Origin of the sequence: Mesorhizobium sp. B2-3-5, assembly GCF_006442395.1 — a bacterium.
GTDB lineage: Bacteria > Pseudomonadota > Alphaproteobacteria > Rhizobiales > Rhizobiaceae > Mesorhizobium.
The window spans coordinates 1-20,054 of the sequence record NZ_VFVX01000010.1 but is presented as its reverse complement, the minus strand read 5'-3'; the positions used below and the strand labels follow the sequence as shown (position 1 = coordinate 20,054).

Annotated in this window: 13 protein-coding genes; 8 read left to right on the top strand and 5 right to left on the bottom strand. The window is 64.1% G+C overall.

All coding sequences use genetic code 11. The features are described from left to right. Positions 1-65: 65 nt before the first annotated feature. The 8 genes from FJ958_RS13990 to FJ958_RS13955 all read left to right on the top strand — a co-directional run bounded on the left by FJ958_RS13990 (position 66) and on the right by FJ958_RS13955 (position 11,529). Complete coding sequence (locus FJ958_RS13990) at positions 66-3,206, top strand: efflux RND transporter permease subunit (RefSeq protein WP_140743481.1); 3,141 nt, start codon at positions 66-68, stop codon at positions 3,204-3,206. 195 nt (positions 3,207-3,401) lie between these two features. Further along, complete coding sequence (locus FJ958_RS13985) at positions 3,402-5,411, top strand: CocE/NonD family hydrolase (RefSeq protein ID WP_140743479.1); 2,010 nt, start codon at positions 3,402-3,404, stop codon at positions 5,409-5,411. Positions 5,412-5,430: 19 nt separating this feature from the next. Continuing rightward, the gene (locus FJ958_RS13980; RefSeq protein WP_140743477.1) at positions 5,431-6,381 is read left to right on the top strand and encodes an ABC transporter permease; all 951 of its coding nucleotides are present in this window, start codon (positions 5,431-5,433) and stop codon (positions 6,379-6,381) included. Positions 6,382-6,394: 13 nt separating this feature from the next. Continuing rightward, positions 6,395-7,252: an ABC transporter permease gene (locus FJ958_RS13975; protein WP_140743475.1), complete on the top strand. Its 858-nt coding sequence runs from the start codon at positions 6,395-6,397 to the stop codon at positions 7,250-7,252. After that, a complete protein-coding gene (locus FJ958_RS13970; RefSeq protein ID WP_140743473.1) occupies positions 7,249-8,214 on the top strand; it encodes an ABC transporter ATP-binding protein in 966 nt (321 codons plus the stop codon). Before FJ958_RS13975 ends, FJ958_RS13970 begins: the two co-directional genes overlap by 4 nt. Beyond that, a complete protein-coding gene (locus tag FJ958_RS13965; RefSeq protein WP_140743471.1) occupies positions 8,211-9,239 on the top strand; it encodes an ABC transporter ATP-binding protein in 1,029 nt (342 codons plus the stop codon). The genes FJ958_RS13970 and FJ958_RS13965 overlap by 4 nt, the downstream gene beginning before the upstream one ends. A 1-nt stretch (position 9,240) precedes the next feature. Next, positions 9,241-10,803 (top strand): ABC transporter substrate-binding protein, encoded by a 1,563-nt coding sequence (locus FJ958_RS13960; protein WP_140743469.1) that lies wholly within the window; start codon positions 9,241-9,243, stop codon positions 10,801-10,803. Positions 10,804-10,932: 129 nt separating this feature from the next. Then, on the top strand, positions 10,933-11,529 hold the full coding sequence (locus FJ958_RS13955; RefSeq protein ID WP_246679593.1) for a TetR family transcriptional regulator C-terminal domain-containing protein: 597 nt from the start codon (positions 10,933-10,935) through the stop codon (positions 11,527-11,529). Between the two features lie 2 nt (positions 11,530-11,531). Here FJ958_RS13955 and FJ958_RS13950 read toward each other — a convergent pair whose 3' ends face one another. From FJ958_RS13950 to FJ958_RS31810, 5 genes are all read right to left on the bottom strand, one after another. Continuing rightward, complete coding sequence (locus tag FJ958_RS13950; RefSeq protein WP_140743465.1) at positions 11,532-13,070, bottom strand: trimethylamine methyltransferase family protein; 1,539 nt, start codon at positions 13,068-13,070, stop codon at positions 11,532-11,534. A gap of 69 nt (positions 13,071-13,139) precedes the next feature. Further along, positions 13,140-15,242, bottom strand: a complete 2,103-nt coding sequence (locus FJ958_RS13945; RefSeq protein ID WP_140743463.1) for an FAD-dependent oxidoreductase — start codon at positions 15,240-15,242, stop codon at positions 13,140-13,142. A gap of 178 nt (positions 15,243-15,420) precedes the next feature. Beyond that, positions 15,421-17,130, bottom strand: coding sequence for an APC family permease (locus FJ958_RS13940; protein WP_140743461.1), 1,710 nt, complete (start codon positions 17,128-17,130; stop codon positions 15,421-15,423). Between the two features lie 254 nt (positions 17,131-17,384). Beyond that, a complete protein-coding gene (locus FJ958_RS13935) occupies positions 17,385-19,754 on the bottom strand; it encodes an aminomethyltransferase family protein (RefSeq protein ID WP_140743459.1) in 2,370 nt (789 codons plus the stop codon). Between the two features lie 43 nt (positions 19,755-19,797). Next, a partial coding sequence (locus FJ958_RS31810) for a hypothetical protein (RefSeq protein ID WP_210243446.1) occupies positions 19,798-20,054 on the bottom strand: 257 nt, incomplete at its 5' end.

The following is a 20,054-nucleotide window of genomic DNA, read 5'->3' as shown; positions in this document are numbered from 1 at the left end:
GTTTCGCGCGTCGCGCTTCGTCGAAGCATCAGGCGCCGGCAAACAAGCAAAGTGGATCAGCACCGATGACGACCTCCACTGAAGAAAAGCGGCCCTTCAACCTTTCGCGCTGGGCCATCGGCCATCCCTCCATCGCGCGGTTCCTGTTCGGCCTCATCATCATCGCCGGCGCGCTCGGCCTGATGCGCATGGGCCAGAAGGAGGACCCCGACTTCACCTTCCGGGTGATGGTCGTGCAGGCGATCTGGCCGGGCTCCTCGATCCACGAGATGGAGGACCAGGTCGTCAACAAGATCGAGCGCAAGCTGCAGGAGACGCCGCATCTCGACTTCGTACGCTCCTTCACCCGCGCCGGCAGCGCCATCATCACGGTGCAGATCAAGGGCGATACCAATGCCGCGGAGGTGACGGACGCTTTCTATCAGGTGCGCAAGAGGGTCGGCGACATATCAGGCGACCTGCCGCAGGGCCTGCTCGGCCCCTACTTCAACGACGAGTTCGGCGACACTTTCATCACGCTGCATTCGATCAGCGGCGAAGGCTTCTCCTATCCCGAGCTGAAGAAATTCGCGATCCAGGCGCGCGACATGCTTCTGACGACGCCCGGCGTCGAGAAGGCGGTGATCATCGGCGATCAGCCGGAAAAACTTTATATCGACGTCTCGTCGAAAGCGCTGGCCGAGCGCGGCCTGACGCTGACCGACCTGCAGAACGCGATCAAGGGCCAGAACAATGTCGATCCGGCCGGCGCCGTCGACACCGGCGTCAATTCGGTTCGCATTTCCGTCGAAGGCGACGTCAGCAAGGCCGCCGACATCAGGGAACTGCGCCTGCGCGCTGGTGGTCAGGTCACCCGGCTCGGCGACATCGCCACCGTGACCTCGGGTCTCGAAGATCCCTTCCAGCGCAAATACCGCTTCAATGGCCACGACAGCGTGCAGCTTGGCGTCGTCATGGCCAAGGGCTTCAAGGTCACCGATGTCGGCAAGGATGTCGAGGCGACCTACAAGCGCTTCGAGGCGGCGCTGCCCTATGGCATTTCCGTCGACCAGATTTCCGACCAGCCCGAGGTTGTCAGGGATGCCGTCAGCGAGTTCATGCATGCGCTCGGTGAAGCGCTGCTGATCGTGCTTGTCGTCTCGTTCCTCTCGATCGGCTGGCGCTCCGGTCTGGTCATCGCCATTGCCATTCCGCTGGTTCTGGCCGCCACCTTCGCCATCATGTACGAGCTTGGCATGGACCTGCAGCGCATTTCGCTGGGCGCGCTGATCATCGCGCTCGGCCTGCTCGTCGACGACGCCATGATCGTCGTCGAGATGATGGAACGCAAGCTGGAGGAGGGGCTGGTCAAGGTCGAGGCGGCGAGCTTCGCCTATACCTCGACCGCCTTCCCGATGCTGACCGGCACGCTCATCACCACCGCCGGCTTCATCCCGGTCGGTTTCGCTGCCTCGACCGCAGGTGAGTATGTGCGCACCCTGTTCTATGTTGTGGGCATCGCGCTGGTCGTGTCATGGTTCGTCGCGGTCTATTTCACGCCGTGGCTCGGTCACATGATCCTCAAGCAGCGCAAGCATGCCGGTACGCATCATGACGCCTTCGACACGCGCTTCTACCGGCGGCTGCGTGCCACCGTCGGCTGGGCCGTGCGCCATCGCATTATCGTGTTGGCGATGACGCTGGCGACTTTCGGCACCAGCCTGTGGGCGTTCCAGTTCATCCCGCAGAATTTCTTCCCGCAGTCGTCGCGGCCGGAGATTCTCGTCGACCTCTGGCTGCCGGAAGGCACCTCGATCAAGGAGGTCGAATCGCAGGCCAAGGCCCTCGAAGCCAAGATGATGGACGACAAAGACAAGCGTTTCATCGCCACCTATATCGGCGAAGGCGCGCCCCGCTTCTTCCTGCCGCTCGACCAGCAGCTGCGCAATCCCAACTTTGCCCAGATGCTGGTCATGGCCAATGACGAGCCGGCGCGCGAGCGGCTGATCGTCAAGCTGCGCACCGTTCTGGCCGAGGATTTCCCCTCGATCCGCGCCAAGGTTGACCGGCTGTTCCTCGGACCGCCGACCGGCTGGCCGGTGCAGATGCGCGTCATGGGTCCGGATCGGCAGGAGGTGCGCCGCATCGCCGATCAGGTGAAGGCGAAGTTCCAGGAGAATCCGCTGCTCGGCGCCATTCATGACGATTGGCTCGAACCGGTGCCGGCGATGAAGCTGGTCATCGACCAGGATCGTGCCCGTGCGCTCGGCGTCACCTCGCAGCGCATCCGCCAGATGCTGCAGGCAACGATGTCCGGCGCGCCGCTCGACAATTTCCGCGACGGCGAGGAGACGGTCTCGATTGTGGCCCGCGAGCCGGATGCCAGCCGCAGCCTGCTGTCCTCGGTCGATTCCGTCTATATCCCGACCGACTTCGGTGGCTTCGTGCCGCTGTCGCAGTTGGCCAAGGTGGTGCCGGTGCTGGAGCAAGGCATAGAATGGCGCCGCGACCGTCTGCCGACCATCAGCGTGCGCGCCACGCTGCCCGATGGCATACAGTCCAACGATGTCGTGGCCAAGATGTACAAGGACATGCAGGGCCTGCGCGATGGCCTGGCGCCCGGTTACAAGATCGAGATCCAAGGCGGCGCCGAGGATTCGGCTGAAAGCCAGGCTTCCATCGCCGCCAAGGCGCCGGTCATGCTGGCCATCATCGTTGTTCTCCTGATGATCCAGCTGCAGAATTTCGGCAAGGCGATGCTGGTGCTGGCGACCGGTCCGCTCGGCATCATCGGTGCGGCCGCCGCCCTCTTGATCAGCGGCGCGCCGTTCGGCTTCGTCGCCATCCTCGGCGTCATCGCGCTGCTCGGCATCATCATGCGCAACTCGATCATCCTGGTCGACCAGATCGATCAGGACATCGCCACTGGCATGGACCGTTCCGAGGCCATCATCGGCTCGGCTGTTCGCCGTTTCCGGCCGATCGTGCTGACGGCGATGACGGCGGTGCTGGCGCTGATCCCAATCTCGCGTGCCGTGTTCTGGGGGCCGCTGGCCTACGCCATGATGGGCGGCATTCTCGTCGCCACCGTGCTCACCATCCTGGTGCTGCCAGCCGGCTACGCCCTGTTCTTCGGTCGCGAGCCGAAGAAGGCCAAGATCGACGAACAGACGTCCGAATCCAAGCTGCCTGCCGAGAGGCCGCAACTGGCACTGGCCGCCGAATAAATCGCACCGGCCGGGCCGTGCGGTCCGGCTGGCACGTTCGCTTCCACCACCCAATTTCCGGGTCTCTCTCCACCGGTCCGCATGATCGGCGCTGGGCTTGCGCGATATTTGGCCCCTAAAAGCGCGATGTGGGATTGCGCGTTAAATCGCCTTGTTGTACGAACGTTCAACAAGGCGATTTAACGAGTGCCTGCCGTGATAAGGACCGACTTCCCCTTTGCCGTCGAAACCGTCGATCCGCTGTGGATCACGCTGGCCGACGGTACACGCATCGCCGCGACCTTGTGGCGCCCGCGCACCGAGGAAAGGGTGCCTGTCGTCGTCGAGATGGTGCCCTATCGGCGCCGCGACGGCACCGTTGCCCGCGATATCGACATCCACCCCTGGCTTGCCGGCCACGGCATCGCTTGCGCCCGTATCGACATCAGGGGCTCGGGCGATTCCGACGGCGATCTGGCAGACGAGTATTTGCCGCGCGAACAGGAAGACGCCTGCGAGATCATCGCCCATCTGGCGGCCCAGCCCTGGTGCAACGGCAATGTCGGCATGACCGGCATTTCCTGGGGCGGCTTCAACGCGCTGCAGGTTGCGGCGCGCCGACCGCCGGCCCTGAAAGCCATCATCGCCAACTGTGCTACCGACGACCGCTATGCCGACGACATCCACTATATGGGCGGCGCGCTGCTGACCGAGCAGGAGATGTGGTCGAATTTCATGCTGGTGAAGAAGGCCATGGCGCCCGATCCGCAGATCGTCGGCGACGCCTGGCGTGCCATGTGGATGAGCCGGCTTGCGGCGACAAGCTCGCTTTCGGAAGTCTGGCTCGCGCATCAGCGCCGCGACGACTATTGGCGGCAGGGGTCGGTCTGTGAGGATCATGCGGCGATCGAATGCGCTGTCATGGCCGTGTGCGGCTGGGAAGACAGCTATTCGAACTTCGTGCCCCGCCTGCTCGAGCATCTGCCCGGGCCGAAGCTCGGCATCGTCGGGCCTTGGTCACACGCCTATCCCTGCCGTGGCGCGCCGGGACCGCTGATCGGCTATCTGCAGGAGGCGCTGCGCTGGTGGCGCCATTGGCTGTGTGGCGAAGACACCGGCATCATGGATGAGCCGCTCTACCGCGTCTGGGTCACCGGCGAGGAGCGGCCGCAACCTTTCTACCTCCCGGATCACGCCGGAAGCTGGGCCGCCGAGGATGCGTGGCCGTCGCCGCGCGTGGAGTGTCGCGCCTTGCATCTGAACGCCACCGGGCTGGGCAGCGTGCCCGCGCCGGGCACCACGCTTTTCGTCCGCTCGCCGGCTACCGCCGGGCGCGACTGCGGCCGCTGGGGCGGCTATGGCGGCTCGTGTCCTGACATGCCCACCGACCAGCGTCGCGAGGATGGCATGGCGCTGTGTTTCGACACGCCGCCGCTGGAAGATGACCTCATTCTGCTCGGCGCGCCGGAGCTCGATCTGCTCGTCAGCGTCGACCAGCCGCATGTCAATCTCGCCGCCCGGCTATGCGACGTCTATCCCGATGGCACCTCGGCGCTGATGACCTATGGCGTGCTCAATCTCAGCCACCGCGACAGCCATGAGCATCCGACACAATGTCCTGTCGGAACACCTTTTCGCTTCAAGCTGAAGCTCAACGATTTCGCCCGCATTGTTCCCAAAGGCCATCGCATCCGTCTGGCGCTGGCCAACCAGCATTGGCCGATCATATGGCCGCAGCCGAAGCTTTCGACGCTATCTGTCATGACCGGCGACAGCACGATTATGCTTCCGGTGCGCCCGCCATCGCCGCGCGACCGCGATGTCCGCTTCGAGCCGGCAGAGACCGCGCCACCGATTCCCACCACGACATTGGATGAGGGTTTCGACCGCCGCATCGTCACCGATGATGTCGGAAGTGGCATGCAGATCATCGCGCTGACCTCCGATCATGGACGCAGGCGCTATGAGGATCGCGCCATCACAGTCTCGTCGGCCAACAGCGACACGATGAGCATTCGTGCCGGCGATCCACTGTCGGCCAAGCTCGTCACCGAATACCGCTGGACCATCGTCAGCGGCGACGCCGACACCGAAGCGACGGCGGTGACCGAACTGACATCGGATGAAACCCATTTCAATCTGAGTTGGCGCCTCGAGGCGCGAGAACGGGGCAAGCTCGTCCACAGCGCCTCGGCAACCCGGCGCATCAGGCGCGACTTCGCCTGAGGAGAAGGGGAGGCGGACCATGCTTGCATATGCAGTGAAGCGCATCGGTCTCGGCCTTCTGATCCTCGTCCTCGTCATGGTCGCCATGTATGCGGCCGTCTTCCTCGTGCCGGGCGATCCGGCAACAGTCGCGCTCGGCCCGCGCGCCACGCCGGAATTGAAGCGGCTGCTGATCGAGCGCATGGGTCTCGACCAGCCGGTCTGGTGGCAGATCGTCGAATTCTTCCGCAACGCTCTGACCGGCAATCTCGGCTACGACGTCTGGTCGAACCGGCCCGTTTCCACACTGGTGCTGGAGGCATTGCCGAACACGCTGATCCTTGGCCTGACCGCGCTGGCGGTAGCACTTCTGATCGGCGTGCCGCTCGGCTGCCTGTCGGTAATGCGGCGCGGCACGGCAGCCGATGCCGTCATCGGCGTGCTCTCGGTCGGCGTCATCGCCGTGCCGTCCTTCGTCGTCGCCATCTATTCGCTGCTCGTCTTTGCCGTCACGTTGCGCTGGCTGCCGGCTATCGGCGCCGGCGAGGCCGGCGACTTCATCAGCCAGGCCAAGGCGCTGGTCATGCCGGCCGCGGCGATCGCGCTCGGCTGGATCGGCTACATCGCCCGCATGGTGCGCGCCTCGATGATGGAGGTGATGGGTGAACCGCATATCCGCACCGCCCGTTCCTTCGGCCTGCCCGAGTGGAAGATCGTCTCCAAATACGCGTTGCGCATCGCCATCATCCCGACCATCTCGCTGGTCGCGGTCGGCCTCGGCAGCATCCTGTCCAGCGCCGTCTTCGTCGAGGCGGTGTTCGCCCGGCCAGGCATCGGCAAGCTGATCACCGACGCCGTCAACACCCGCAACTACCCGGTCGTCATGGGCACGGTGCTGATCATGACCGCCATCTACGTCTCCATCACCATAGCCGCCGATCTGCTGATCGCGCGGCTCGACCCGAGGGTGCGTGATGTCTTCCGTGGCTGAGGCCTCTTTATCCATGCCCGATCGACAACGATTTGTCCTGCTGCGCGCGTTGCTTGCCGATCCGTTCACCGGCGTGGCGCTGATCCTGGTCGCTGGCTTCCTCCTCACCGCCATCTTCGCGCCGTGGCTGGCGCCCTATTCCCCTGTCAAGATCGACGTGCTGCACAAGCTGCAGCCGCCGTCGGCGGACCACTGGTTCGGCACCGACCATCTCGGCCGCGATCTGCTGTCGCGCGTCATCTACGGCGCGCGCACGGCGCTCACCATCGCCATGGTGTCGGTGGCCATCGCCGGCGCCATCGGCCTGATGCTCGGCCTGGTCGCCGGCTATGGCCCGCGCTGGCTCGACGCCATCCTGGTGCTGATGTTCGACAGCCTGAACTCGCTGCCGATGATCATGTTCGCGCTCGCCATCATCACCGTGCTTGGCGCCGGCACCGGCACGCTGATCATCGTCATCGCCGCGACGTCCTTTCCAAGCTACGCCAGGCTGATCCGGGCGCAGACGCTGGCGCTGAAGAACAGCGACTACATCCTCGCCGAACGACTGATCGATGCCAGCGCCGCGCGCATCATCTTCATCCACCTTCTGCCCAATGTTGTCGGCCCGCTGATCATCCTGTTGTCAATGGACATCCCGGTCGTCATCATGGTCGAGGCGGGCCTGAGTTTCCTTGGCCTTGGTGTCCGTCCGCCGACGCCGTCCTGGGGCTCTATCCTCTATGACGGCTACACCTCGATCCGCTCGGCGCCCTTCATGGTCATCTTCGGCGGACTGCCGCTGGTGCTAGCGACACTCGGCTTCACCTTCCTCGGCGAGGGCCTGCGCGACTATCTCGACCCGCGCCTGCAATTGCGGAGGCCGGCATGACCGGCTCGCTCGCCGCCAGCGACCTCAGCGTCCGCTACGAGACGCCGCATGGCGCTGTGCATGCGCTGCGCCATGTGGACATCGAGGCGCATCCGGGCGAGGTGATCGGCATTGTCGGCGAGAGCGGCTGCGGCAAGTCCACGCTCGTCACCGCACTCGCCAACCTGCTGCCGGCCAATGCCCACATCGACGGGTCGATCCGCTATAACGGCGTCGACCTGGCAAAGCTCGACGCGCATCGACAGCGCCTGCTGCGCGGCGACGAGATCGCGCTGGTCAGCCAGGATCCGATGACGGCGTTCAACCCGGTGCTGACCATCGGCGATCAGCTTGTCGACTTCCAGCATCATCGCAAGGACCTTGGCCGAGGGCAGAAGCGGGCGCGCATTGCCGCCATGCTTGACCGCGTCGGCATCGCCGATGCCGAACGCCGCATGCGCAGCTATCCACACGAACTGTCCGGCGGCATGCGCCAGCGCGTCGCCATTGCCGCAGCGCTGCTGACCGATCCAGGCCTGCTCATCGCCGACGAGCCGACGACGGCGCTCGACGTCACCATGGAGGCGCAGATCATCCATCTGCTGCGTGAGCTCAGGCGCGAATACAACGGCATCATCATTGTCGTCTCGCATCATCTCGGCGTCATCGCCGAACTCTGCGACCGGGTCTATGTCATGTATGCCGGCGAGGTCGTCGAGGGCGGCGAGGTCGACGCGATCTTCCACGATGCCAGGCACCCTTACACGCAAGCGCTGCTCGCCTGCGATCCAGCCCGCTTCCACGAGCGGCTGGACAGGCTTCCGACTATCCCCGGCTCATTGCCGAGCCTCACCCAGCCGCCCTCGGGATGTGTCTATGCGCCACGTTGCGACAAGGCTTTCGCGCCGTGCGGCACCGTCGCGCCGCCGCTTGTGAAACTCGCCGCTTCGCACGTCGCGCGCTGCCATGCGGTGACCCCATGAGCCCGCTGCTTGCCGTCGAGGATCTGTCGGTGAGTTTCACCAGCGGTGGTTTGCTCAACCGCCTGATCAATCCGTTCCCGCTGCCGGGCTTCAACGTCATCGACGACGTGACACTGTCGCTGATGCCAAGCGAAACGCTTGGGCTGGTCGGCGAATCCGGTTCCGGCAAGACGACGCTCGCCCGCACCATTCTCGGCCTTGTCGGGGCTGCCTCTGGCCGCATCGCCTTCGAGGGCAGGAATGTCGCGACGCCGGCCGATTTCCGCGCCATGCGCCGGCGCTCGGCGATGATGTTCCAGGATCCGGTCGCCTCACTCAGCCCGCGCCTGCGCATCGGCACGCTGCTCACCGAGCCGCAGGTGATCCAGGGCGTACCGATGCCGGACCGCCGCGCCGCCGCCAAGGCACTGCTGGCGCTGGTCGGCCTGCCAGCCTCCTTCGTCGACCGCTTTCCGCACGAGCTTTCCGGCGGGCAAGCGCGCCGTGTCGGCGTCGCGCGCGCCTTGGCGATGAAGCCGCATCTGCTGCTCGCGGACGAGCCGACCGCCGGCCTCGATGTCTCGGTGCAGGGCGACGTGCTGAACCTGATCGGCGAGCTAAAGCGCGAACTCGGCTTCGCCGCCATGATCGTCACCCACAATCTGGCCATGATCCGTCACGTCAGCGACCGGCTCGCCATCATGTACCTCGGCCGGCTGGTCGAAACCGGCCCGACGCAAGCTGTATTTTCCGCACCGATGCATCCTTACACTGCGACGCTGATCCGGTCCGAGCCCATTCCTGATCCACGCCGGCGCAGCCGGAACCCTGCCGTCACCGGCGAGATTCCCAGCGTGTTCCGGCGGCCTTCGGGTTGCGAGTTCCACACGCGCTGCCCGATCGCGCAGGGTCGCTGCAAGACAGAGCCGCCGGCCTATCGACCGATGGGCGCCGGCCGGATGGTGCGCTGCCATTTCCCGCTGGAGACAGGCGGGCAAGAACGGGAAGCCTTCTCACGCGCTTCCGCAAACCAAAGGGGAAACTGACATGACGCAGTGGAACATGGACAGACGTGCATTCCTGAAGGCGGCCGGCGCGCTGGGCGCGGGTCTCACGATGAATCCCGGCTTTGCCTGGTCGGCTGCCGGTGACACGTTGCGCATCCGCATGGAGGGCGATCTGCAATGCCTTGATCCCGCTTTCATGAATGGCGGCATCGAGGATGTCATGATGCGCGGCATCTATGTCTCGCTGAACCATTTCGGCGACATCAGGAAAGGCTCGCCCTGGTCGCTGTGGGGCGCGGAAAAGCTCGAACAGAAAGACCCGAAGACCATTGCCTTCACCCTGATCGACGGGCTGAAATGGTCTGGCGGCTTCGGCGCGGTTACCGCCGACGACGTGAAATTCTCCTTCGAGCGTATCGCCGACAAGGCCCTCGCTTCGCCCTGGGCCTACCAGTTCGAGAAGCTCGACCGCGTGGAGGTCGTCGATAGCAGAACCGGCATCATCCACTTGAAGGAGCCTTATCAGCCGATCTTCGTCACCAGCCTGCCTTACTATGGCGGCCACATCATCAGCCGCGCCGGCACCGAGAAAGCGGGCGGCAAATTCACCACGCAGCCGCCGGCGACATGCGGCCCGTATCTCTTCTCGGATTGGCAGCAGAAGCAGAAGGTGACGCTGACCGCCAACCCGGACTGGCCAGGACCAAAGCCGGATTTCGGCAAGGTGGAGATCTATGTCGTGTCGGATGACCAGGCGGCCCAGCTCGCCTACGAAGCGGATGCCTTCGACTACACCAAGATCGCCATTTCGGCGACCAAGGCGGTCAAGGCGAAGCCACCCGCCGGGACAACGCTGATCGAGGCACAGTCTACCCGTTATGTCTGGCTGACCATCAACATGCTGAGCCCGCGCCTCAAGGACCTGAAGGTCCGCCAGGCGGTGCAGTACGGCGTCGACGTCGGCCAGATCCTCACTGGCGTCTATGACGACCTCACCAAGCGCTCCACCGGCGTCGTCCAGCCCGGCACCAAATTCGCGCGCGCCGGCAATCTGATAGCGGCACCGGACTATGGGAAGGCCGCGGCGCTGCTCTCCGAGGCAGGCGTCAGCGATTTGTCATTGACCTTGACCGTGATGAACGATTCCATTCGCACCGCGACCGCGCAGATCATCCAGGCGAGCCTCGAACAGGCCGGCATCAAGATCGAGATCCAGCCCTATGACGAGGCGGCCTTCTGGGGTGTCGGCGACAAGACGCAAGGCGATGGCTACAAGAACATCGATCTGGCGCTGATGGACTTCGCCGGCGGCATCGATCCTTCCGAAAACCTGGTCTGGTTCCGCCCCGACCAGATCGGTGCCTACAACTGGTCCGGCTTCGACAGTCCCGAGTTCGAGACCAGCTACCAGCAGCTGGTAGCGGAGAGCGACGAGGCCAAGCGCATCGCATTGTCCAACCGAATGGAGGACCTGATGGAGCAGTCCGGCGGCTTCGTCTTCATCTGCCATCAGCCGCTGGTCGTTATCCACAAGGCCGGTCTCGACCCGGTCATCTATCCGGACGGTCACCCCAACCCGGTGCTGTTCAAGAAGAAGGCCTAAATGCTTTTCATGGACACGAACGGCGCAATCGACTAGCTGGGGTCCATGACGGAAGCCCAACCAGAAGGTGCAAAAAGGAAGCGCGGTGCAAAAAAGGCTCCGCCGCGCTTCAGCCGCGAGCAGGCTGACGTGCGCCGCTCCATGCTCATCGAGGCGGCGACGCGCTGCCTGTCCGTCGGCGGCATCGGCGCCTTCACCATCGATCGGATCTGCAGGGAGGCGGGCGTCTCGCGCGGCCTCATCAACCACCACTTCGAAAGCCTCGATGGGCTGCTGGTGGAGGTCTACAAATCCTCGCTCTATGCCAGCGTCAACAACCAGATCGCCGAAGCCAAGCGTCGTCGCGCCGAGGCGTCCGATTGGCCCCCGGAGGCCTCGCTCGCTGCCCTGGTCCACTCCAACTTCTCGCCCGAATATTTCAGCCGCGAGAACCTGCTGATCTGGCTGTCGCTGTGGGGCGAGATCGCCGTCAATCCCCGCCTCAAGGCGGCCCATCGTGAACTCTACGATGCCTACCGGGCGGAACTGGCGGAGGATATCGCCGCCGTTGCCAGGCCACGCGGCAGGCAAGTCGATGCTCCGGCGCTGGCGCGCAATTTCATCGCTTTGGTCGACGGGCTGTGGCTCGAATGGTGCCTCGACGAAAGCGTTGTGACGCCACAGGCCGCCGAGGCGGCCGGCTTCGAGATGCTGGAAGCGCAGGTCGGCCCGCTGCGGGATATCTGAAATCAATTCAGCGGCGAGCCGCCTTCGCGCTTGCGACGATCCATGTAGTCGCGCAAGGCCTCGTCAATTCCGGGATCGATCGGCGGCTGCTCGTATTCGGCGACCATGCGCTTCCAAACGACATTGGCGCGTTCGCGTGCAGTGACCTGGCCGCGCTCCATCCAGGTGTCGTAATTGTCCCAGTTCGATACCAGCGGCGAATAGAAGGCGCGCTCGTAGCGCTGCATTGTATGCGCCGCGCCAAAGAAATGTCCGGCCGGGCCGACCTCGCGCACCGCTTCCAGGGCCAGCGTGTCGATGTCGACCACGGGCGGATCGAAATAGGCCGACATCATCTGCAGCATCTCGGCATCGATGACCAGTTTCTCGAACGATGCGGTCAGCCCGCCGCCGAGCCAGCCGGCCGCATGCAGCACCAGATTGGCGCCACCCATCAGGCAGCCCCACAGCGACATGGCGCTCTCATAGGCGGCTTGTGCATCGACCGCATTGGCGGCTGTGACGTTGCTGGAGCGGAACGGCACGCCGATCAGCCGGCAGAGCTGGCCGGTGATCTGCGCGGCCTGTGTGTATTCGGGCGTGCCGAAGGCCGGAGCGCCGGTCTTCATGTCGACATTGGAGGTGAAGCCGCCATACATGACCGGCACGCCGGGCCGCACGATCTGCGTCAGCACGATGCCGGCCAACGCCTCGGCATGCTGCTGCGACAGCGCACCGGCGAGCGTCACCGGGCTCATCGCGCCAGCCAGCGTAAAGGGCGTGATGACATTGACCTGACCATGCTCGGCCAAGGCGATCAGCCCTTCGGCCATCGGCTCGTCGAGTTGCAGTGGCGAATTGGTGTTGATGATACCCGTGAACACCGGCATCTCGTTGCAAAGATTTTCGCGCGTGGTGCCGAGCGAGATTGCCACCATTTCCAGGGCGTCGACGGCGCGCCCCCGGCCAAGAGCCTGCGGCTGCCAGTTCTTGTCGAGCAAGGTGATCTCGGCATAGTAGAGATCGAGATGGCGCGTGTTCTGGTGCAGGTCAAGCGGCTCGAACGGCCCACCGCCTTCCTGGTGCAGCACGTTGAACGACTGGATCAGCTTCAGGTAGTCGCACATCTCGGCATAGGTGCCGGGCCGGCGGCCGCGATCATTGTCCATGACATAGGCCGGTCCGCCGACCGAGGACAGGATGCAGTGCCGTCCGCCGACCTTGACGTTCTTTTCCGGGTTGCGGGCGCGCAGCTCGAACGAGGATGGCGCCATCGCGACACGCTCCATCACCATGGCACGGTCGAAGCGTACGCGCATGCTGGCCTCGTCGACATCGCAGCCCGCGGAGCGGTAGAGTCGGCGCGCCTGCGGTTGCAGCACTTTCATGCCGATCTCTTCGAGAATGGTGAGGCCCATTTCGTGGATCGTCCGCACCTGATCGGCCGACAGCACTTCGATCGGCGCGTAGGGCCGCGTCAGCTGCTTCCACGGCCGCTGCTCGATGCCGCCGATCTCGCGCTGCGGGCGGCCGGGTCTGCGACGTGCTGTGATGCGCTCCATGGGCCTCTGAACTCCTTGTTTGACGCAATTCTGGACGGAAAACCGCTTCACACCTTTCCTGGAATTGCTCTATTCGGCTGCCGTCCGCAACTCGAAGTCCGCTACTGCATCGACGATCGGCGTGTCGCGGCGATAGGGCCTCCGTCTAGCCTTTGCGCCGATCTCCTGCGCCAGCTTGTGGCCGCTGTGCACCGCATGCGCGATGGCGCCCGGAGCCAGCGCGTCCCCGATCCGATCGACGCCGCGGATGCCGACGGCGGCAAGCGCATCCGTCCTTTCGGCTAGCGCCTCGAAGAGTTCGCCGCGCGGTAGTCTCAACCCGACGATCAACACCGAGCGGCAGGCGACGCGGGTCTCCTCGCCGGTGAACAGATGCGCCAGCGTTGCCGTCTCGCCGTCGAAGGCCTTCAGCAGATGCAGCGTCGTCACCGGCACCTTGCGGCGTGCCAGCGCCCGATGCACCAGCGGCAATTCGTTGGTCATGATCGTCCAGGCCGACACCTGGCCGGCCGGCGTCACATAACTGACCGGAATGCCTTGCGCAGCCAGATGCTCGGTGAGGACGCCGCCCATATAGTAGTTGTCGAAATCGAAGACGATTGTCGGCCCTTCGGGCAGCCGGCCGGCGGCGATGTCGTCCGGTGTGAAGACGTTCGCATGATCGAGCCGGCCAACCGGGATTTCCAGCGAGGAATAGAGCATGTCGGTCCAGCGTGCGCCGGTCGCCAGCACCACCCGGTCTGGCGAAAGCTCGATAATCGTATCCGTGTCGAGAGTACTCTCAGGATAGAGCGAGACATTGCTCATCTCGCCGAGGCGACCTAGCCGGTAGTCGACGACGCGGTTCCATGCCGACAGACCCGGCAGCGTCTTCTCGAAGCTCAGCCGCCCACCGAAGCTCCGGCTGCTGTCGGCAAGCATCACTTCATGGCCGCGTCGGCCAAGCGTCAGCGCACATTCCAGCCCGGCCGGTCCGCCGCCGACAATCAGGACGCGTTTCGGCTTGTCGGTGCGTTCGACCCGCTCGGGGTGCCAACCGCGCCGCCATTCCTCGCCGGCGGTCGGGTTCTGGGTGCAGCGCACCGGCACGCCATCATGCCAGCTCGAAATGCAGATATTGCAGCCGATGCATTCGCGGATTTCGGCCTCGCGGCCCTCGCGGATCTTGGCCGGCAGGAAGGGGTCGGCGATCGATGGCCGCGCGCCGCCAATGAAGTCCAACACGCCGCGCTTGATCTGCGAGACCATCGTGTCCGGCGAGGTGAAGCGCCCGACGCCGACCACCGGCTTTTTCGTCAGCGATTTGACGAAATCGATCACCGGCTCGTGGCTGCCTTCCCCGGTGAAGCGGGATGCCGAACAGTCGGTCGGGCTGGAATCCATCTTGACGTCGAACAGATCGGGCAGATCGGCCAGCAGTTCGATCAGCTCATGCGCTTCCGAGGGCTGGTTGCGTCCCGGTCGGCCGCGCAGTTCCTCGAGGCTGACACGCAGCGCGACGCCGCAATCCTTGCCGACCGCATCCTTGGTGACTTCGATCATCTCGCGCACGAAGCGCACGCGGTTCTCGATCGGGCCTCCATAACAGTCGAGGCGATGATTGTATTCCGGCAGCAGGAACTCGTAGCCGAGATAACCCATGCCCGCATAGACATAGACCACGTCGAAGCCGGCCGTGCGCGCCTTGCGCGCCGCTTCGGCTTGGCATCGCAGCACCTCTTTAATGTCGGCCTTGTCCATCGTCTTCGGCCGCATATTGCCCATGAAGCCGACATGTGTGGCCATCCACGGAATGCCCGACGGCGACAGCGGAGGCAGCCGGCTCGTCCTGTTCATCACCGAAGCGCCGCCATGCCATAGCTCTACACCGGCAAGCGAGCCATGCCGGTGCACCGCCTCCGTCATCAGCGCATGCGCGCGGATATCGTTGTCGTCCCACAGCGTGGCGAAGGGCAGCGGCGTATCGTCCGAGCTCGGGTCGATCGAACAGGCCCCGGTGCAGATCACGCCCCATCCGCCCTCGGCCTTGGCCTCGCGAAAGGCCGCGCGAACACGGGGCAACGCGTTGGTCATGCCGCTGGCGTGCGGCACTTGATAAAAGCGGTTCGGAGCGGTGACAGGTCCGATGCGCATCGGCTCGAACAGGATTTCGTAGCGGGGATTGCAGGTCATCGGAACTTCGCGAATATGCTTGTTGAACGATCGTACAACAAGCATATTCGGACTGTGGTCGCCGCGCAATGGCCAGGAGAGCAAACAACAAAAAATCCATCCCGGCTTTCGCAGGGATGGATTGGATCGATGGAAGATGCGGACCGGGCCCCGACAGGCGCCCGGCCTATTGCGTTGGTCAGATGACGAACACCCAATTGGCGATGAGCATCACCGCCACGCCGGCGACCAGCGTCAGATAGGGCAGCATGCCCGCCTTTTTGACCGAGAGGTCGGCTCCCGCCATGCCGAGGTCCGCCAGCATGTGCTCCGGGAATTTGCCCTTGTCCTGGATGTAGTGGCGGAAGCAGAACACCGGGATGATCAGCGCAGCGGTGATCAGCCCGGCCCATAGCGCCAGGGGATTCCAGACCTTGGCACCCGCGCCCATGAAGATCGCGTTGACGTAGGCGAAGATCGCCCCGATCCCCAGAAGCCAGGTCGGCGCCTTCCAGGGGCGCGCGATATGGCCGTTGTCGATGCGATGGATCCAGCCGGCGTTGAGGTTGAGGAAGTTGAAGATGATGTAGCCGCAATTCGACACGGCGAGGATGAAGAAGAAGCTCGTCGCGTCGGCCGAGGCGATGGCCAGCACGATCAGGTTGAAGCAAAGGTCGGTCCACATGGCGCGGGTCGGCGCGCCGTGCTCGTTGACATGGCTGAGGTAGCGCGGCAGCCAACCGTCGACCGAGCCTTGGTAGAGGGTGCGCGACGAGCCGGCCATCGCCGTCATGATGCACAGCACCAGCGCCAGGATCATCAGCATCACCAGCAGGCTATGGATAAGCTGGCCGCCGCCGACCATGCCGGCCAGCGCATCCGCCACGCCGGAGCCATCGACGATCGGCGTCGCCAGCATGCCGTTCAGGCCGAGCACGCCCTGGAAGGTGAAGGGCACCAGGATGAACAGAAGCATGCAGAGCAGGCCGGAATAGAAGATGGCCTTGAAGGTGTCGGTGCCGGGATTCTTGAACTCCGAAGTATAGCAGACGGCGGTCTCGAAACCGTAGGTCGACCATGCGGCGATGAACATGCCGCCAAGTGCCAGCGTCCAGCCGGCGATGTTCCAGGAGCCGGGCTCGGGCGCGTAGGCGGCCGCGAGCGGCACCAGCGGCGAGAAATTCGCCCAGTCGATCTGTCCCGTGAAGATCGGCACGACGCCGACGATCAGCATCGGGATGATGACGAGCAGCCCGATATACTTTTGCACGCTGGCCGTGCCGAGGATACCGCGATGCTGGATCGAGAAGATGATCAGCATCAGCACGGCGCCGATGAAGAAGGTGGCATTGAAGGTGAAGGAAACCGGACCCAGCGTGTGGCTGAAAAGCGTCCAGTTGCGGATCGCCGGCGTTGCGGCTGCGGTGACCGCCGCGATGGCGTCGGCCGGAGCGGTTCCGGCGTGCGCGGCGATGTAGGCCACGACTTCCGCCGATGTCTCGGTGAAGATCGGCACCGGCGCCAGCGCGTTGAGGATATAGGCGGCGGCGATCGAGCAGCCGAGCGACAGCACCGGCGACCAGGCGAACCAGTTGCACCACACAGAGAGCGGCGCGATGAACTTGGAGTAGCGCAGCCAGGCCGTGGCGCCGTAGATCGAGGCGCCGCCCGACTTGTTGGGGAACAGGCCGGCGATCTCGGCATAGGTGAAGGACTGGAGGAAACCCATGATCATGGACACCGTCCAGATCAGGAAGGCCAGCTTTCCCGTCGTGCCGGCAATGCCGCCGATGGAGAATAGGACCAGCGCCGGAACGCCGCTCGCCACCCAGAAGGCGCCGCGCCAGTCGATGTGCCTGAGCAGCTTGCTTTCGGCAGGCTGCTCCAGGGCAGTGCTTATCGTGCTCATGTCAGTGAATTCCCCTTTTTGATGTTCCCCGCCGGCGATGCTTCGGCTTTGCGAAGCTTGCTCCCCGGCCAATGATCGGTACGATTCCGGTGTTTCCACTCAGTCGTATTTTTTTCTTAAGAGTGAAGATTGATCCGGCGCGCTTTCACGTCAAGCGATTTGTGGCGCCGTGCACATCACGCTTGCGAGCGCAGCCCGCAATGCGGCTTGCGGGCATCACCGGCAAGCCAAATCCATGTGCCGGAGCGCAGCGCTCAGGAGCGTGGTTTGGTCTTCTGCGGATCATAATGGGCGAAGGCGACGACCCGCGCAGGCAACCGCTTGGCGTGGCCGTCGAGCTTGCCGATCTCGACCTCCGTGCCGACGGCCGAGTATGTGACGTCGAGCCTCGCCAACGCGATGTTCTTGTTCAGCACCGGCGAGCGCATGCCCGAGGTTACGACGCCGATCTGGGCACGGCCGACATGGACGCAATCGCCGTGGCCGACAGCGACATTGCTGTCAATGTCGAGCCCCACCAGTTTGTTTTGTGGGTTCTCCTTGCGGCGGATCAGCGCCTCGCGGCCGATGAAGTCGTCGGTCTTGATCTTCAACGGCACGGTAAAGCCGATGCCGGCCTCGAATGGATCGGTCTGGTCGGAGAATTCGTAACCGGCAAAGATAAGCCCGGCCTCGATACGCACCATGTCCAGCGCCTGCAGCCCCATCGGCTTCAGTCCGTGCGGTTGGCCGGCTTCCCAGATCGCATCGAACACTTTTTCGGCGTCACGCGGATGGCACCAGATCTCGTAACCGAGTTCGCCAGTATAGCCGGTGCGCGATACGACGACCGGAATGCCATTGCCGCCGCCGATACGTGCCACCGCGAAGCGGAACCACTCCAACTCCTCGATCGACGGTTGAAGCGGCGAGGTCCAGATGACTTCCCTCAAAATGTCGCGACTCTTCGGGCCCTGTACGGCGACATTGTGCATCTGGTCGGTAGAGGAGCGCACCAGCACGTTGAGCCCGAGCTTGTTCGCCGTGTCGCGCAGCCATTCGCCGGATAGATCGTCGCCGCCGACCCAGCGGAAATTGTCCTTGCCGAGCCGCAGCAGCGTGCCATCATCGATCATGCCGCCGTGCTCGTAGCACATGGCGGAGTAGACGACCTGGCCGACGCCGAGTTTCTTGACGTCTCGGGTCAGCGTGTATTGCAGCAGCGCTTCCGAGTCCGGTCCTGTGACCTCGAACTTGCGCAGCGGCGACAGGTCCATGATCACCGCGTCCTGACGGCAGGCCCAGTATTCGGCGATCGGTCCCTCCTTGGCGAAGGAATTGGCCAACCAGTAGCCGCGGTACTCGACGAAGTCGCGGGTGTGCTTGGCAAAGCTCGAATGAAAGGCTGTCTCGCGTGTCATTTTCGGTTCCGAATCGGGCGTCATGCGTCTGGCGATCGCTCGCGAGAATTTGTGCTGGCCGGAATAGGTCCGCACATGGATGTCGGTCAGATCCCAGCCATTGGCCGGCGTGGTGTCGTCGGGGCAGGCCGAGGACACGCAGACGATGTCGGTCAGCGCGCGCAGCAGCACATAGTCGCCGGCGCGGGACCACGGCTCGTCGGAAACCATCAGGCCATGGGCATCGATCGCCGTGTTGAAGAAGAAGTTGATCGCCATCCAGCCGGCACGGGGATTGACGCCCTTGCCAGCCAGTGCGCGGTTGAAATTCTCCGAGCAGTTGGTGTGGCCGGGATAGCCGATGTCGTCGTAATATTTGGCCGCGCAGGCGAGCGCGAACGCATCATGCCGGCCGCAAGTGTCCTGGATAACCTCGACCAACGGCTCCATGTCCTGGTCGTAGTATTTCGAATGCAGCCCCGGCATCGGATAGCTGGCACCCATCAGCGTGCGCGTCGTCGTCACGTCGAGCGGATGGTCAAGGCCCTTGTCGAGCTTGCGCGCCGAGAAGCATTGGAAGTCGGTGCATTGGCGCCCGTCGACATCGATGATCTGCAGATAATCGCCAGCCTTCACGAAATAGGATTCGGCTGTTGCCGAGTGGACGCGCAGGTCGAGCACCGGATCGGCGAGCGGATCGGCAAGCTGGGATTTTGTTTTCGGGCGGACCGTGGCGCGGCGCACCATGACGGTAAGCGGCGTCGCGGTGTCATGGCCATCGACCAGCATCGGCCCGCCGGGCGCGGCGATCAGCAAAGCGCCGTCGCGGGCGACGGCAAAAGTTTGTTCCATACCGGCCGGCGTCGAGCCGCCGAAGACGCGCACCGCCTTGGGTTGATCGAGTTGCACCTGCCGGCGCTCAAGCCCGCGGCGCACGGAAGCAAGACTGTCGTCGCCTGCCGCCAGCAACGCCTTGATGCCGGCAGCGTTGCTGTTCGACTTCTCGCCGAGAATTCCGGGATCGGTGACGCCGCTATGGTCCCACGCCAGCAATTCGCAAGCCTGGCCGCCTTCGACATTGCGCACCGTGATCGTGTCGCCGGCCTCGACCTCGAGCAGCACCGCGCCATTGCCTTGGATCGTATAGCGCTCCATGCCTGGCGGCAGCGCGATTTGGCCGGGCCGCAGGATGAGGCTCGGCCTGGGCGGTCCGGCCGTGACGGCGGGGTAAGGCGATTGGCTCATTTCAGCCTTGCGGTTCGAGAAACAAGTTTGCCTGTGCGTGAAATTATTTTAGCAGGGAGAATAGCAGGGCTCGCAGGTTTGGCAAGGTGAAGCGCGCTTCTTCCTTCTCCCCCTTGTGGGAGAAGGTGGATCGGCGCGGTAGCGCCGAGACGGATGAGGGGTGTTCCAGCGGAGTGAGACGTTGGTGTTCCCTGGAACACCCCTCATCCGTCGCCTTCGGCGACACCTTCTCCCACAAGGGGGAGAAGGAAGAGCGCAGCGTTACGCCAAATCCTCGGAATACGCGATCTCGATTCCATA